Source organism: Amycolatopsis sp. NPDC049252 (assembly GCF_043197175.1).
Classification (GTDB): domain Bacteria; phylum Actinomycetota; class Actinomycetes; order Mycobacteriales; family Pseudonocardiaceae; genus Amycolatopsis.
On the sequence record NZ_JBICSQ010000054.1, the window covers coordinates 1 to 15,081 of the forward strand.

Consider the following 15,081-nt stretch of genomic DNA (forward strand, 5'->3'; position numbering starts at 1 on the left):
CCCAGCCACCGGGGCGCCAGCCCACCGGCGCTGGGGGTGCGGGGGGGTTTGCGGTTGGGGGCGGGCGGGGGGGGGGGGGGGGCGCCCCCCCCGCCGCGCCCTCGTCAGCGGGTCAGAGGTCCGCCAGCTGCGGCACGGCCGGCGCCATACCCTCGATCCAGGACGCCGGCGCACCCGTGGTCGGGGTGATGATCGCCGTCTGGATGCCCAGCTTCGCGTAGTCCGCCATGCTGCGGACGAAGTCGTCGCGCGTGTCCGGCGTCGGGCGCGGGTTGTTGGCCAGGATGGTCTTGCGGATCTCGTCGTAATCGCGGCCGACGTCGTCGCAGTGGCGGCGCAGCACGTCCAGCTTGTGCGCGACGTCCTCGGGCGAGGAGCCGAACAGGTTGCAGGCGTCGCCGTACTGCGCGACCAGCCGCAGGGTCTTGCGCTCCCCGCTGCCGCCGATCAGCACGTTCGGCCGGTGGATCGGCTGCGGCGAGCAGAGGGTCTCGGCCAGCTGGTAGTGCTTGCCCTCGAACGGCCCGTTGTTCTCCGGGTCCCACATCTGCCCGGCGATGCGCAGCGTCTCCTCCAGCCGCTCGAACCGCTCGGCCACCGGCGGGAACGGCACCCCCATGCCGCGGTGCTCACGCTCGAACCAGGCGGCGCCGATCCCGAGCGCGGCGCGGCCGCCCGAGAGGACGTCGAGGGTGGTGACGATCTTCGCGAGCAGGCCGGGGTGGCGGTAGGTCACGCCGGTGACGAGCAGGCCGAGCTCGATCCGGGACGTGTGCGCGGCGAGGAAGCCGAGGGTCGTGTAGCCCTCGAGCATGTTGGACTCGGCGGGGAGGCCGGTCGGCTCGATCTGGAAGTAGTGGTCCATGAAGGACAACCAGGTCGCACCGGCCTCCTCCGCCACGGCGCCCACGCGGGCGAGCTCACCGGCGATGGCGGTCGTGCCGCCCTCGATGTCGAAGACGGGAAGGTGAAAACCGAGCTCCATGAAGCGTTCTCCTGACGTGCGGTCGGCGTACCCGTCACGTTAGGACCTGGAGTGCGCTCCAGGGCAAGTCCCGGGTTTCAGCGCAGCCGCGCCACCAGATCCGTGGCGATCCGCCGCTCCACGGTCGCCGGGACCGGCTGGACCTCCGGCGCGAGGCCACCCGCGCACACCGCCGCGAGGCTGCGGACCTGCAGCGTCAGGCCGAGATCCATGGCCTGGACGGAGTTTCCGTTGGCGGCGGTGAGGTTGAGCATCCGGCCGCGGTCGAGGACGACGATCTCACGGCCGTCCGTCAGCACGTGCCCGGTGCGGCGGCCGGGTTCGCCGTACTCGATCGTGCGCACGGCCGCCGCCCGCAGCGCGCCGGCGTCGATCTCCCACGCGAAGTGGCCGACGCCGGCGAGGACCGCGCCGTCGGGCAGGGCGGCCAGCTCGGCCGCACCGACGACGCCCGGGGCGCCGGTGGCGGTGAAGACCGCCTGGGCGTCTTCGAGGACCTCCTCGGCGGGGCCGACGCGGTGACCGTCCAAAATGGCCTGCAGCGCCCGCATCGGGTCGAAGTCGCACACCGCGACCCGGGCGCCGAGCCGCGCGAGGGTGTCCGCGACGCCCTTGCCGCACGGCCCGTAACCGAGCACGGCGGCGCGCATCCCCGGCAGCATCAGGTTGGTGGCGTTGAGAAAGCCCTGCACGACGCTCTGGCCGACGCCGAACTCGTTCTCCACCAGCAGCTTCAGCCGCGAGTCGTTGATCACGACGACGGGGTGGGTGACGCCGCCGGAGTGCTCTCGCAGCCGGAGGCCGCCGGTCGTCGTCTCCTCGGTGCCGCCGAGGTACCCCGCGGGTGTCCCGGAACCGAGCAGCGACAGGGTGAGGTCGGCGCCGTTGTCGAGCGTGAGGTCCGGCTCGTTCTCGAGGACCTTCGCGACGTTGCGCGCGTGGTCGGCGTCGTCGTCGGCACGGCGGGTGTGCACCGTGACGCCGAGTTCGCGCAGGGCGCCGGCGACGTCGTCGTGGGTCGTGCCGGGCGAGCCGGTGAGGGTGACGTCGACCCCGGCGCGCGCCAGCAGGCTGACGAGCGCGCCGGTCTTGGGTTCGACGTGCAGGCACATCGCGAGCCGGCGCCCGGCGAGCAACGCCTGGTGTTCCTCGGCGGCGGCGGCGGTCAGCGGCATGTGCTTGAGCGCCCAGCCGAGGGCAGGCAGAGTCATGAGTTTCCTTACGGTTGACGAAGAAACCGCGCGAGGCGGTGAAAGGACCCGGAGCGGGATCGGTCAACCGTAGAAGTCGCAGCGGTAGGAGTGGTCGCCGAAGATCGGCGCCACGAGTCCCCGTCCGCTGCTCACACCGTCAAGCTATCAGCTGGACGGCCGGTAGTCCTCGAACTCCCAGAGCCCGTACCGGCTCAGTTTCCCGGTGACCTCGGTCCAGTCCGCGCCCTCGCAGCTCGCCACCAGGCCGTCGAAGTACTTCAGCAGACTCGGCCAGTCGAACCGGTCGACGATCACGTGGTGACGGCCCGAGATCGGCCCGTCGCGCAGCGCCTCGTCGCGCAACCAGCCCGGGGTGCACACCTCGAAGCAGAACGACTCCTCCCCCGGCTCGCCGGCCGGCCCGGCGATCATTTGGACGAGGAACATGAACCGCTCCGGGTCTTCGGGCACGTACGACTCCGGCTCGATGTCCGGCGTCAGCAGAAACCTGATTTCGGCGCGCATGGTCGTCAGTCTCCTCGGTCAGCGCAACGCCGAGGTCAGGAAGCCGGTCACCGCGGCAGAGCCACCGGTGGTGACCGCGGCTCCCGCCGCGCGCAGGCGGTTCGCGTAATCCTCCGACTTGCGGCCGCCGTCGGCGATCAGGACCGGCGGGGCGCCCGGCCCCGCGTACGTCAGGGGGCTCGCCGCGCGCAGGGTGGCCGGTGCCCGGCCCAGTGCGAGCAGGATCGAGGCGCGGGTGACCGCGTCGAGGCCGGTGAAGTCCGTGAAGTCCGCCGGGGCCGACACCGCCGCGACCGCGCGGACCTTGCCCGGGACGCCGCTGTACTGGCCGGTGGCGAAGGCCGGCGCGGTGCCGAGCAGCTCCGCCAGCGTGCCGCCCGTACCGATGCCCCAGGCCCCGATGCGGGCCGGGTCGAGGTGCAGGGCCGTCGCGTTGGCCGTCAGGAACCGGACCGCGCACTGGGCGTCGGCGAGCGGGGCGGGCCACGGCGCCGCCGGAGCGAGGCGGTAGTCGATCGACGCGACCGCCACCCCGCCGGCCGTCAGCGCGTCCCGCACCGCCGCGAACTTCGGGCCGTCGAGCAGCGCACCCGGGCCCGTGGGCCTGCGGTTGCCGAGGACGAGCCCGCCGCCGTGCAGGTAGAGCACCACCGGCGCGGGCGTCGCGGACGTCCGGGGCTGGTAGACGTCCATGGCCAGGGGGATCCCGGACGGGCGGCAGTACTCGACCGTGCTCGAGGCGCCGTCGAGCAGCGTCGAGGCGTTGGTGCCGGTGACGCCGTCGCCCGCCGCGACCGCCCCGGCCGTGCCGGTGGCCAGGACCAGCAGGAGCACGGGGAACAGCACGATCCACGCCGAAACGCGCCGGACGGTGGACGGCCGCGGGTGCGCCCGCCGCCGGGAGACGGCCAGGAACCCGAACAGGGCGATGACCTGCAGCGCGGCGGCGACGTAGTCGGTGAAGCCGACCACCGTGTCCGCCGGCTGCCACGGGTCGAACCGCGTCAGCAGCCCGAGCGGCCGGCTGACCACCCACAGCGCGAGCGACGCGGCCGCCGTCAGCGCGGCGAACCGGGCGGTTGTGCGGGTGGGCCAGCCGAGCACCGCGACCACGGCGACGAGTTCGACCGCCGCCAGTGCGCCGAACAACATGGCGTAGAGCTGCCAGAGCCGCCAGAGCGCGGGCACCGCGGCGGCCGGGATGACCGCGCCGCCGAGCGCGGCCAGCGACGCCGTGACCAGCAGCGCACCGCGTCTCAGGGGTGGTGCGGCGTCGTAGCGGGAGGTCGCCGACAGGGGGCGTGTCCGCTGCCCGTCGACGACCTTCATGAGCCCAGTGTCACCCCGGACGCCGTGCGACGGCCACCGCGCGGCTCAGGCGTAGCAGGCGGCGAGTGCTCCGAACGCGGCCTTCGGTTCCCAGGGCAACCCGGGATACGCCTCCCCCGAACCTTCCTCCAGGACCTTCACCACGCCCCAGCTCGCCATGTCGAGATCCTCGCGGGGCGAAGCGCGGTACACCAGGCCGTAGCAGACGAAGGTGCAGGCGAACGCCGCGTCGACGCCCTCCGCCGTGAACACCTCCAGCAGCTCGCGCAGGTAGCCGGCCTGCTCTTCCTCGTCGCGGACGTAGTCGTCGTTCAGCCGGACCGGGACGTCGCCGTCGTATTCGAGGATCTCGCCGCTGCGCGCCCCGAGGTCGGCCGCACCGCGGAAGGTCGTGCAGCCGAACTCCGTGATCGCGACCGGCTTGCCCGCCGCGACCAGTGTGCAGATGCCCTCCCGGTAGATGTGCTCGACCTCCTTCGAGCGGTGGGCGTCGACCGAGACGATGTCGAACGGCGTCCAGTCGACGCGCTCCAGCGGCACCGCCGCGTAGGTGACCTTGCCGCCGAACCGCGCCCGGACCGCCTCGACCGCGCGAGCGAGGAAATCGTTGACGCGCCGGGGAAGCCCGGCCAGCGCCTGCTGCGACTCCGGGGACCGCGAGACCAGACCCGCCACGCGCTCGGGGAGGGTGGCACCCGGCAGGAAGCCGTGGTTGAACAGGCTCAGCTCCGCGCCGGTGACGAAGACGACCTCGGCGCCCGCGACGCGGAGGCGCTCGGCCCGCTCGGCGCCGTCCGCGAGCTGCTCGAGGATCTGCTCCGGGTGTGCGTCCCACGGGAACGGCGAGAACCACACCTCCAGGCCGAGCGCGGCCGCCTCGCGGGCGGCGAACTCGATCCGGTCCAGGTCGGTGCCGAACAGGCGGACCGCCGTGCAGTGCAGGTCGTCGCGGATGATCGCCAGCTCACGCCGGACCAGCCCGGGTTCGAACGGGCGGCGGATGGTGCCGCCGACCGCCATGCCGGTGTCGTAACCGATGCCTTTGGCTCGCATAGGGATGCCCTCCAGGAGAAATAGCGTACGGTACGTACCGTACCCTAGCGGCAAGGTACGGTGAGTACCGATGACCGAAGCGAAGACCCGGCGGCGCGGCGCCGAACTGGAACGGGCGATCCTGCTGGCCGCCGCGGACGAGCTGGCCGAGGCCGGCTACCCGGGCCTGACCATGGAGCGCGTCGCCCAGCGGGCCGGCACGAACAAGAACACGATCTACCGCCGCTGGCCGAACCGCGCCGCGCTCGGGGTCGCCGCCTACCGGCACCTCGCCGAGGACACCCGGCGGCCGCCCGACACCGGCACCCTGCGCGGGGACGCGCTCGGGTTGCTGCGCGCCATCAACTGCGACAGCTCCTCCCCCGCCGCGCGGATCCTGCGCGGCCTGCTGGCCGGCGTGAGCGACGACCCGGACCTGCTGGCCCAGCTGCACGAGCAGGCCGGCGACGGCGGCACCGCCGCGTGGCTCACGCTCCTCGAACGCGCGGTCGCCCGCGGCGAGGCACCACCGGAGGCTCGCCACCCGCGCGTTGCGACCGCCGCACTCACCTTGTTGCGCAACGAATACCTCACGCGCGGTCTGACCACAGTGGACGACGACGTGCTCGTGGAGATCGTCGACGAGGTCTACCTGCCGCTGATCCGCGGCCGCCGCATCGGCGCGTAGAGCGTCAACCGCAGCGCCGGGTCCTCGTTGGCCTGGAACGTCGCGTACTCGTACACCGCCGGCTCCGGGCGGTACAAGGTCTTCCGGCCGGGTCCACTGTGGACGACGTCGTGGCGCTCCCACCAGCCCGCGAACTCGCGGCAGCCCGCGCGCAGACGATCGGCCAGCGCGGTGAACGCCGGGTCCGGCGCCCACAGGTCGTACGCGGCGTGGAACTGCGCCACCGTGTGCTCGGCCTGCGCCGCCCAGCCGGGCCCGAACAGCCGGCGCCCCCGGTCGTCGAGCAGCAGGAACACCAGCACGTTCCGGTCCTCTTCCGGCAGCTTGCCGAAGTCGGTGAACAGCGAGGCGGCCGCGCGGTTCCAGGCCAGCACGTCCCAGCGGCGGCCGGTGACGTACGCGGGCTGCGACAGGCTCTCGATCAGCCCCCGCGTCGCGTCGGGGACGGACTCGCGGGTGAACGCGGTCCGCGCCGGGTTGCGGGCCAGTTCGCGCAGGTGGGCGCGCTCCTCGTCGTCCAGCCGCAAGGCACCGGCCAGCGCTTCGATCGTCTCGGTCGACGGGCTGACCGTGCGGCCCTGCTCGAGCCGGATGTACCAGTCGACGCCGATGCCGGCGAGTTCGGCGACTTCCTCGCGGCGCAACCCCGGCGTCCGGCGGCGGCGCCGGTCCGGCAGCCCGAGCGCCACCGGGCTCAGCCGTTCCCGCCGGGACCGCAGGAACTCCCCCAGCCCGGCGCGGGCCACGTCCGCCATGACGACCTCCGGGTGGCATGCAACAGTCCCAGGATGATACCAGGCCTGGATACAGCGTCCGGGAACGCGAAGGCTGGTCTCATGAAAGCTGCCGTTCTCGAAGAATTCGGTACGTTGCCGTCCGTGCGCGAGTGGCCCGACCCGGTGCTGGGCACCGGCGAGGTGGTCGTCGACGTCGTCGCGGCACCCGTGCTGCCCTACGCCGGGGAGGTCTTCCGCGGCGAGCGGAACTACCTGCTCACGCTGCCGGTCGTGCCCGGCGCCGGCGCGGTCGGCCGGGTGCGCGCGACCGGCCCGGACGCGACCCGGCTCAAGCCCGGCGACTGGGTGCTGTGCGACCCGGCCATCCGCGCCCGCGACGACGCGCGCACGCCGGACATCACGCTTCAGGGGCTGAGCGCGCGTGGCGAGGGCGGCCTGTTCCTGCAACGCCGTTTCGGCCACGGCGCCTACGCCGAGCAGCTGCTGCTCCCGACCGAGAACGCCGTCCCGCTCGGCCCGATCGACGCCGCCGACGCCGGGCGATGGGCCGCGCTTTCCCTCTGCCTCGTGCCCTACGGCGGGCTGCTCGCCGCGCAGCTGCAGCCGGGCGAAACGGTGCTGGTCAGCGGCGCGACCGGCAACTTCGGCAGCGCGGGCGTGGCGGTCGCCCTCGCGATGGGCGCGGCCTGCGTGATCGCGCCCGGTCGCAACACCGACGCCCTGGCCGACCTGGAACGCCGGTTCGGCCCGCGCGTCCGGACGGTCCGGCTCACCGGGGACGACGACACCGCGCGCATGCGCAGCGCGGCACCCGGCCCGATCGACGTGGTCCTCGACCTGCTGCCGCCGTCGGCGGGGGCGAGTGTCACGCGGACCGCGGCGATGACGGTGCGCGAGTACGGCCGGGTCGTGCTGATGGGCGGCGTCGGCATGCTCGGCGGCGACGACCTCGCGCTGCCCTACCCGTGGCTGATGCGCAACAACATCACCGTCCGCGGGCAGTGGTTGGCCCCGCGCGAGGCGAACGGCAGCCTGATCGCGCTGGCCCGCGCCGGGCTGCTCGACCTGGGCGGGTTCGCCGTCACGGAGTTCGGCCTCGACGAGATCACCGCCGCCATCGGTCACGCGGAGAAGGAGCAGGCGCGGTTCGCGCTCACCGTCGTCCGGCCGTGAGCACCGTCGAACCGACTACTCGCGTTTGACTAGTCCCCGGTACTCGCGTTTGAGTAGTCACATGGGAGCAGTTCGGTTGTTCATCCTCGGCGCGCTGGCGCGGGGCGGCCCGATGCACGGGCACCAGATCCGGCGGGCGGCGCAGGTCGACCGCACCGAGCTCTGGGCGGACGTCAAGCCCGGCTCGCTCTACGGCGCGCTGCGGCGGATGGCGGACGAGGGTGTCATCGAGGCGCTGCGCACCGAACGCGTCGGGAACATGCCCGAACGCACCGTCTACACGATCACCGAGGAGGGCCGGCGCGAGCTTTCCGTGCTGCGCCACACCATCCTCGTCACCACCAAGCTGCGCCCGGACCCGGTCGACCTCGCGCTGGCCTACACCGAGGACCTCGACGAGCCGACCCTGCGGGCCCTGATCGAGGACCGCCGGGCCGCGCTCGTCGCGGAACTGGCGTCCTGGAAACACCTGCAGGAACACGCCGCGCCGTACCTCGACGGCCTGGAGCCGCTGGGGTTCGACCACGTGCTCATCCGCCTCGAAGCCGAGGTGACCTGGCACGACCGGGTGCTGGACAAGCTGACGGATCTGCTGGCCAACCGGGGAGAACGGACATGAGAGTACAGATCATCGGCGGCGGGATCGGCGGGCTCGCGACCGCACAGGCCCTCACCGCGGCCGGCGTGGACGTCCAGGTCCACGAGCGCCACGACGAGGCGGCCGACTGGCTGCAGGGCTACCGCATCCACCTCAACCGGTTCGGCTGCCGGGCGCTGCGCCGCTGCCTGCCGGCCCCGCTCTGGGACGCCTTCGCCGCCACCGCCGGCGATCCGGGCGCGGGCCTGAGCTTCCAGACCCACCACCTGCGCGAGCTGCTCTTCGTCGAGGAAGAGCTGATGACCGGCGGGACCGGCGACCACCGCGCGGTCAGCCGGATCGCGCTGCGGCGGCTGCTCCTGGCCGGCCTCGGCGCGAACGTCCACTTCGGACACACCTTCGAGCGGTACGAGGTGAACCCGGACGGCACGGTGACCGCCCACTTCGCCGGCGGCGCCACCGCGACCGGCGACCTGCTGATCGGCGCGGACGGCGCCAACTCCCGGGTCCGCGCGCAGCTCCTGCCGCACGCGCACCGGGTGCCGACGGGCGCGGTGGGCGTGGCCGGACGGCTGGCGCTGACCGGCGAGACCCGCGCCTGGCTGCCGCCGCGGATCCGCGGCGGGCTGAACATCGTGCTGCCACCGGCCGGCGGTTTCCTGTTCACCGCGGTGTTCGACGGCCGGACGCGCACCACCGAAGCGCTCGGCGACGGCATCGACCCGACGGCGTTCGGCCTGAGCGGCCGCGACCTCCTCGACGACGTCCAGGACTACGTGCTCTGGGCGTTCGCGGCGAAACGCGCCGGTTATCCGTCCGATGTGGAGGATCTGGGCGGGTCCGCGCTGAAGGACGTCGTGGGTGAGCAGATCCGCGGCTGGCACCCGGACCTGCGCCGGCTGGTCGCCGAGTCCGATCCCGAAGGCGTGCACGCGATGGCGTTCAAGTCCGCCACCCCGGTCGAGCCCTGGCCGACCGGCCCGGTCACCGTCCTCGGCGACGCCGTGCACAACATGACGCCGGTGATGGGCCTGGGCGCCAACACGGCGTTGCGGGACGCGGCGCTGCTGGCCCACCAGATCAAGGCCGTCCACCACGGCGAAGCCGAGCAGACCGACGCGATCGGCGAGTACGAGCGCCGGATGCTGGCCTACGGCTTCGAAGCCGTGCACACTTCACGCTCCTTCGCCGACCGCTTCACCTCGGGCAACGTGCTCGCCCGCCAGGGGATGAAGACCTGGCTCCGGGTGTGCTCGGCCGTGCCGTCGGTGAAACGGAGCAGCTTCACCGACGAGTGGACCGACGACCTTCCCGTCGCGAGTGGCGCGCCGGTCTGATCGGACGAGAGCAAGCAATTCACGCAGACGCCGACCATTTGACACTCGTCGCGGGCCAAGCCGCCGACGTAACAAACTTCCGCGTGCAGCGACATTGGGGGGAGCCGGAACTCGACAAGGATCAACCCAGTGAAGGTACAGACATGACGATCTGGGTCGCCACCCTCTGCGGAGGGTTGGGTGGTTCGATCCGTGGTGTCCTTGCCCTCTACCGAGGGATAGCCACGTGGTTGCAGCAACGACGAAACGTGCACGGACACCATCTCGACCGGCCACGATTCGCCGAAGCGGCCGACTGGACCGCCGAACTCATCGGCATGGCCGCGCAGATCGCCGTCGGCAGCCTGGTCGGTTTCTTCCTCACGAACGCGGGAACCGTGACCGGTGTTTCCGGCGCCGTTCTGGCCGGAGTCTCCGCACCGGCGATCCTCGCGCAATTGGGCGAGCTCAAGTGGACGCACCAACTGGTCACCGAAACGTCAGGCCACGAAGTTGCCCCTGTGATCCTGAAAGCCGGGCCGGAAAAGGATTCCGTCCCGACGACCGTCGCCGAGGCGGAATCCGAAAGAGCACCCCATGGCGGTTAGGCCTCTGTGGAAACGGTCCCTGGCGATCCTGCTCGGCGCCGACCGTCCCGCTGTCGCGACGGCATCGACGATCCGCGCCCGGCATCCGCTCTCCCGGCGCGTCGCGGCCATTGTGGTGGGCGTCGAACTGCCGGCTCGCCTGCCAGCTGAACCCGCCACCTCCGCGATGCCCCACGAGCTCGCGCCCAAGCGGCCGGCGCGCGAAAGGCCGGTCCGCCGATTTGGACTGTCCCCAGCGCTGACGATCGCTGTCGTCGCCGCCGCGCTCGTGAGCGTGTTCGGGGCCGTTGCCCTGCACCGGCCACCCACGACGTCGAGTGGCTCTCTCGCCCCGGAGTCGACCACTTCGCAGGCCGTCGCTGTACCCAGCACCGCCCCGCCGACCGAACACGCGACCAGGCTGTCCGCGCAGGAGTATTTGCAAGGGCAGGTCGGCGCCGATCGAAGTGCCGTCGAAGCGCTGGTCGGATCCTGGGTTCCCGAGGTGTCGGCCAAAAAGCTCGGGCTCGTCGCAGGGGGGATCGTCTACGACTACCCGGACATCTGGGCCGACTACCAGCGGCTGAGCGGCACGTATCCCCGAGCTCTGTTGCTGAAGTCCGAGAACTACGCCACTTTCGGGCTTCCGGACTACTGGATCACGGTGGTGGCCATGCCCTTCCCGCGTGCCGCGGACGCCAACGCCTGGTGCGACAGCCGGAACATCGGTCCCGGTGACTGCCTCGCCGCCCGGTTGACCCATGACGCCGGCTCGAAGGGCAACACGGTGACCCGGACCCGATGAAGCACGCGGGGCGTCCACCGTTGCCAGCGACCCCTTGATCACCACGGCCGCAAGCGGCGCGCCGGTCTGAACTTCCCGTAGCCGCAGGTCACCCGGCCTGGACCCGAATGGTGTACGCCCCTGTACTTCATTGCTACTGGCTGGTAGGTTACCGATTCACCATTGTGATCCACTTCATGATTCAAAGGGGAGTCATGATCAAGCCTGCCCGCTTGCTGGCCGTCGCCGCGGCTCTCACGCTGACCGTCGCCGCCGCGCCGGCGGTGTCCGCGGCCCCGGCGGCCGATTCGTTCTACACCTACAGCGGCAGCGAACCGCTGTCGTCCTACGCGCCGGGTGCCGTGCTCAAGACCCGGACGCTGAGCTACCACATCGTCGGCATCCCCACGCCGCTGACCGCGATCCAGCTGCTCTACCGGACCACCGACGCGCAGGGGAACCCCGCCGCCAACGTCACGTCGGTGGTGCGCAGTCCCAACGGGGACAACAAGAAGGCGATTTCCTACCAGTCGGCCTACGACTCGCTCAACCCGGCGGACAGCCCGTCGCGGGCGATCGCCGGTGACGTCACCCTCGGCGGGCTGCTGCCCAACGGGGAGTCCCTGCTCGTCACGCCGGCGTTGCTGCTGGGCTACAACATCCTCGTCCCCGACACCGAGGGGCAGGACGCGAACTTCGCGGCCGGGCCGGAATACGGCACCAACACCCTCGACTCGATCCGCGCCGCGACGAAGGCGGCCGAGACGGGGTTGACCGACAGCACCAAGTTCGGGCTCATCGGCTACTCGGGCGGCGCCATCGCGACCGGGTGGGCGGCCGCGCTCGCGCCGAGCTACGCGCCGGACGTCAACAAGAACCTGGTGGGCTTCACCGAAGGCGGTGTGCTCGTCGCGCCGTCGCACAACCTGAAGTACGTCGCCGGCAGCCCGGTGTGGTCCGGTGTCATCCCGATGGCGCTCGTCGGGGTCGCCCGGGCCTACGGCATCGACCTCAAGCCCTACGCGAGCGATTACGGCCTGAAGGTGCTCGCCGAGGTCGAAGACGCGTCGATCATCAACGCGCTGGGCCGCTACCCGGGACTCACCTGGGAGAAGCTCGTCAAACCGCAGTACGCCAACCCGAACTCGGTGCTGCCGTTCGTCGACGCCGTCAACAAGGTCAACATCGGTTCGGCGCCGACGCCGTCGGTCCCCGGGTTCATCGCCCAGGGCAACAACGGGCTGCTGGAGGGCACCTTCGGCAACCCGCCGGGGATCGGGACCGGTGACGGCGTGATGGTCGCCGGGGACGTCCGGGCGCTGGCCCGGCAGTACTGCGCCGACGGCAACCGCGCCATCAAGTACGAGCAGTACGACCTGCTCAGCCACGTCGGCGGGGCGGTGCGCTGGGCGCCCGGCGCGATCGGCTGGCTGAACGACCGGTTCGCCGGGAAGGCCGCGCCGTCCAGCTGCGGGCACATCGCGGCGGGCAACTCGCTCGCGCCGGAAGTCCCGACAAGCTGACAGTTCCTGTGCCCGGCCGGGTCTTCCGGCCGGGTCTTCCGGCCGGGCACAGTACGGTCTGCACGTGACAGCGCACCGGAAGCTGCCGAAGGGCCCGCACAGCCTCAGCCGTGACGAGGTCGCCGGCACGCAGCGCGCCCGGCTGGTCGACGCCGTGCTGGAGAACGTCGGCGCCCGGGGGTACCTCGGCACCACCGTCGGGCACATCACGGCGACCGCGGGCGTCTCACGCACCTCGTTCTACCAGCAGTTCACCGACAAGCAGGACGCCTTCCTCGCGGCGTACCGCGTGCTCAGCAACGACTTCATCGACCAGGGTGTCGCGGTGGCCGCCGCGGCCCCGGACCCGCTCGCGGCGGTCGCGGCGTGCGGGGACTTCCTCGTCGACTACGTGCACCGCCGCCCCACGGCCGTCCGGGCCGTGCTGCTCGAGATCTTCGCCCTCGGCGACGCCGGGCTCCAGGCCCGCGAAGAGGTCCTGCGCGCGGGGGAAGCCGTGTTCGACCGGACCGTTCTTTGGTTGCGCAGCACCGATCCCGCGCTGCCGGCGCCGCCGCCGTTCACCGCGCGCGCCGTGGTCGCCGCCACGATCGAACTGATCACCCAGGCCATCTGGCAGGCCACCGAAGACGCCTACGACCAGGCCCGGGAAGCCGTCCGCCACGTCTGGCTGCTCGGGATGTTCGGCCACCAGAGCCTCACCCGGTGAGACACGCCTCGGCGCACTTGCGGAAGGCCGCCACCAGCCGGTTGCGGTCGCCCGCGCGGGTCGCCACGGCCACGTGCCCCGGCTCGACGTCCTCCAGCGGGACGATGGTCAGGTCCGGGCGCAGGCCGGTGCCGCCGAAGACGGCGGGACCGGCCGGGATGATCGCCACCGCCTGACCGCTCGCCACCAGCTCGATCTTGTCCTCGATGGCGGTGATGAGCGGACCGTCGGGCGCCGGGCGGCCGTCCGGGCGCGGGTCGACGCGCCAGAACGCGTCCCACTCGGTGTCGGACGCGCGGGGCAGCGGCTCGTCGGCGATGTCGTCCAGCGTCACGGATTCCTTGCCCGCCAGGCGGTGGTCGCTCGGGATCAGGAGGACACGCGGCTCGTCGTACAGGACGGTCACGTGCAGCCCGGTGCTCGGCAGCGGCAGCCGCACCACGGCCGCGTCGACCCGGTGGTCGAGCAACGCCGCCCGCGCTTCCTCCCAGTGCAGGTGCAGCGCCCGCACGTCGGCCTCGGGATGGCGGTGGCGCAGGGCGCGGACCGCCGGGGTGACGATCAGGTTTCCGGTGTAGCCGACGGTGATCCGGCTCGGCCGCGCGATCGACCGGGTCCGGGCCACCGCCGCGGCGGCCGAGCGCAGAACGTCGGCGGCGAGCGGCAGGAAGGCTTCGCCGGCCTCGGTGAGGCGGGTGCCCTGCGGGGTGCGGTCGAGCAGCCTGGCGCCGACCTGCTGTTCCAGCCGGGTGATCTGCCGGCTCAGCGACGACTGCGTCAGGTGCAGCTCGGCGGCGGCGCGGCCGAAGTGCCGGTGCTCGGCGACGACGGTGAAGCTGCGCACCAGCCGGAGATCGAGGTCGTCCACGCCTTCAGTCTAGCGCCGTGAACTGGGGTGATGCACAGATCGCAACACGCGACGCGAAACAGTCATTGGACGCACCCGGTCCCGCGGCCCCACCGTGGAGGCATGGACCACATCACGACGGCTCGCGCGGCGCTCGGCCCGCTCGGCGTCTACCTGCCGATCTCGTTCACCCGCTCCCCCTCCGCCGACGACCAGCGCGAAGGCGCGCGGCGGCTGGAGCGCGCCGGCTACCGGGCCGCCTGGACCAACGAGGTCGTCGGCGGCAAGGACGCCCTGGTGCAGCTCGCGGTGCTGCTCGCCGCGACCGAGCGCCTCACGTTCGGCACGGGCATCGCGAACATCTGGGCCCGCGAGCCGCAGACGCTGCACGCGGGCGCGGCCCAGCTGGCCGACGCGTACCCGGGCCGGCTGGTGCTGGGGATCGGCGTCGGCCACCCGCCGCAGGCCGCCGGGGTCGGCCGGGAGTACGGCAGTCCGGTCAAGACGCTGCGCGACTACCTCGGGCGGATGACGGCGGAGACCTGGCCGCCCGCGCCGCCGGTGACCTACCCGCGGATCCTCGGCGCGAACGGCCCGAAGATGCTGGCACTGGCCGGCGAAGCCGCCGACGGCGCCTACCCCGCGAACCTGCCCCCGGCGTACACGACCGAAGCGCGCAAGACGCTGGGCGCGGACAAGCTGCTGGTCGTCGGCCTGACGGTGGTCACCGAGACCGACCCGGCGGCGGCCCGCGCGGCGGCGCGGGAGAAGGTGGCCGCCGGCCTCGGCCTGCCGTGGTACGGAAAAGCCATGGAGCGCCTGGGTTTCGACGTCGCGGACCAGGACGCCCTGGCCGACGCGGTCGTCGCCCACGGCGGCCCGGACGCGATCGCGGCGAAGGCCCAGGAGCACCTGGCGGCGGGCGCGGACCACGTCTTGCTGATGCCCCCGACCACCGACGACTTCCTCGCCGACGTCGCGGAGCTGGAACGACTCGCGCCCGCGTTCGGCACCCTCGGGTGAGGGCACCGGACGCGGGCGCGGTGGATCAGTCA

The 15,081-nt window shown here is 72.3% G+C and carries 16 protein-coding genes; 9 read left to right on the plus strand and 7 right to left on the minus strand.

Annotated features, from left to right (window positions below):
• Nucleotides 1-112: 112 nt before the first annotated feature.
• From ACGFMK_RS35195 to ACGFMK_RS35215, 5 genes are all read right to left on the minus strand, one after another.
• Nucleotides 113-985, minus strand: a complete 873-nt coding sequence (locus ACGFMK_RS35195) for an LLM class F420-dependent oxidoreductase (protein ID WP_392772665.1) — start codon at nucleotides 983-985, stop codon at nucleotides 113-115.
• Between the two features lie 77 nt (nucleotides 986-1,062).
• Nucleotides 1,063-2,196 carry an adenosylhomocysteinase gene (locus ACGFMK_RS35200; RefSeq protein WP_392772668.1) on the minus strand — a complete coding sequence of 378 codons (1,134 nt, stop codon included), beginning with the start codon at nucleotides 2,194-2,196 and terminating at the stop codon, nucleotides 1,063-1,065.
• A 147-nt stretch (nucleotides 2,197-2,343) separates the two neighbouring features.
• A complete protein-coding gene (locus ACGFMK_RS35205) occupies nucleotides 2,344-2,703 on the minus strand; it encodes an immunity 8 family protein (protein ID WP_392772671.1) in 360 nt (119 codons plus the stop codon).
• Between the two features lie 18 nt (nucleotides 2,704-2,721).
• Entirely contained in the window at nucleotides 2,722-4,032 is a 1,311-nt protein-coding gene (locus tag ACGFMK_RS35210; protein ID WP_392772674.1) for an alpha/beta hydrolase fold domain-containing protein, read from the minus strand.
• A gap of 45 nt (nucleotides 4,033-4,077) precedes the next feature.
• On the minus strand, nucleotides 4,078-5,085 hold the full coding sequence (locus tag ACGFMK_RS35215) for a hypothetical protein (RefSeq protein WP_392772677.1): 1,008 nt from the start codon (nucleotides 5,083-5,085) through the stop codon (nucleotides 4,078-4,080).
• Nucleotides 5,086-5,155: 70 nt separating this feature from the next.
• Between ACGFMK_RS35215 and ACGFMK_RS35220 the strand changes: the two genes are divergently transcribed.
• A complete protein-coding gene (locus tag ACGFMK_RS35220; protein ID WP_392772680.1) occupies nucleotides 5,156-5,752 on the plus strand; it encodes a TetR/AcrR family transcriptional regulator in 597 nt (198 codons plus the stop codon).
• On the opposite strand, the gene ACGFMK_RS35225 is transcribed toward ACGFMK_RS35220, so the two are convergent.
• Entirely contained in the window at nucleotides 5,713-6,507 is a 795-nt protein-coding gene (locus ACGFMK_RS35225) for a helix-turn-helix transcriptional regulator (RefSeq protein ID WP_392772683.1), read from the minus strand. The two genes, ACGFMK_RS35220 and ACGFMK_RS35225, sit on opposite strands and share 40 nt — an antisense overlap.
• 123 nt (nucleotides 6,508-6,630) lie before the next feature.
• Between ACGFMK_RS35225 and ACGFMK_RS35230 the strand changes: the two genes are divergently transcribed.
• From ACGFMK_RS35230 to ACGFMK_RS35260, 7 genes are all read left to right on the plus strand, one after another.
• Complete coding sequence (locus tag ACGFMK_RS35230; RefSeq protein ID WP_392772685.1) at nucleotides 6,631-7,662, plus strand: alcohol dehydrogenase catalytic domain-containing protein; 1,032 nt, start codon at nucleotides 6,631-6,633, stop codon at nucleotides 7,660-7,662.
• Nucleotides 7,663-7,723: 61 nt separating this feature from the next.
• Entirely contained in the window at nucleotides 7,724-8,281 is a 558-nt protein-coding gene (locus ACGFMK_RS35235; protein WP_392772687.1) for a PadR family transcriptional regulator, read from the plus strand.
• On the plus strand, nucleotides 8,278-9,597 hold the full coding sequence (locus ACGFMK_RS35240; protein ID WP_392772690.1) for an FAD-dependent monooxygenase: 1,320 nt from the start codon (nucleotides 8,278-8,280) through the stop codon (nucleotides 9,595-9,597). The genes ACGFMK_RS35235 and ACGFMK_RS35240 overlap by 4 nt, the downstream gene beginning before the upstream one ends.
• Before the next feature lie 143 nt (nucleotides 9,598-9,740).
• Nucleotides 9,741-10,184, plus strand: a complete 444-nt coding sequence (locus ACGFMK_RS35245) for a hypothetical protein (RefSeq protein ID WP_392772692.1) — start codon at nucleotides 9,741-9,743, stop codon at nucleotides 10,182-10,184.
• Nucleotides 10,185-10,299: 115 nt separating this feature from the next.
• Nucleotides 10,300-10,968, plus strand: coding sequence for a hypothetical protein (locus ACGFMK_RS35250; RefSeq protein ID WP_392772694.1), 669 nt, complete (start codon nucleotides 10,300-10,302; stop codon nucleotides 10,966-10,968).
• Between the two features lie 194 nt (nucleotides 10,969-11,162).
• Complete coding sequence (locus tag ACGFMK_RS35255) at nucleotides 11,163-12,470, plus strand: lipase family protein (RefSeq protein ID WP_392772697.1); 1,308 nt, start codon at nucleotides 11,163-11,165, stop codon at nucleotides 12,468-12,470.
• Between the two features lie 64 nt (nucleotides 12,471-12,534).
• Entirely contained in the window at nucleotides 12,535-13,179 is a 645-nt protein-coding gene (locus ACGFMK_RS35260; protein ID WP_392772698.1) for a TetR/AcrR family transcriptional regulator, read from the plus strand.
• Here the strand turns inward: ACGFMK_RS35260 and ACGFMK_RS35265 are convergent.
• The gene (locus ACGFMK_RS35265) at nucleotides 13,169-14,047 is read right to left on the minus strand and encodes a LysR family transcriptional regulator (protein WP_392772701.1); all 879 of its coding nucleotides are present in this window, start codon (nucleotides 14,045-14,047) and stop codon (nucleotides 13,169-13,171) included. The genes ACGFMK_RS35260 and ACGFMK_RS35265 overlap by 11 nt on opposite strands.
• A gap of 102 nt (nucleotides 14,048-14,149) precedes the next feature.
• On the opposite strand from ACGFMK_RS35265, the gene ACGFMK_RS35270 reads away from it, so the two are divergent.
• Nucleotides 14,150-15,049, plus strand: a complete 900-nt coding sequence (locus ACGFMK_RS35270; RefSeq protein WP_392772704.1) for a TIGR03620 family F420-dependent LLM class oxidoreductase — start codon at nucleotides 14,150-14,152, stop codon at nucleotides 15,047-15,049.
• The last annotated feature ends 32 nt before the right edge of the window (nucleotides 15,050-15,081 follow it).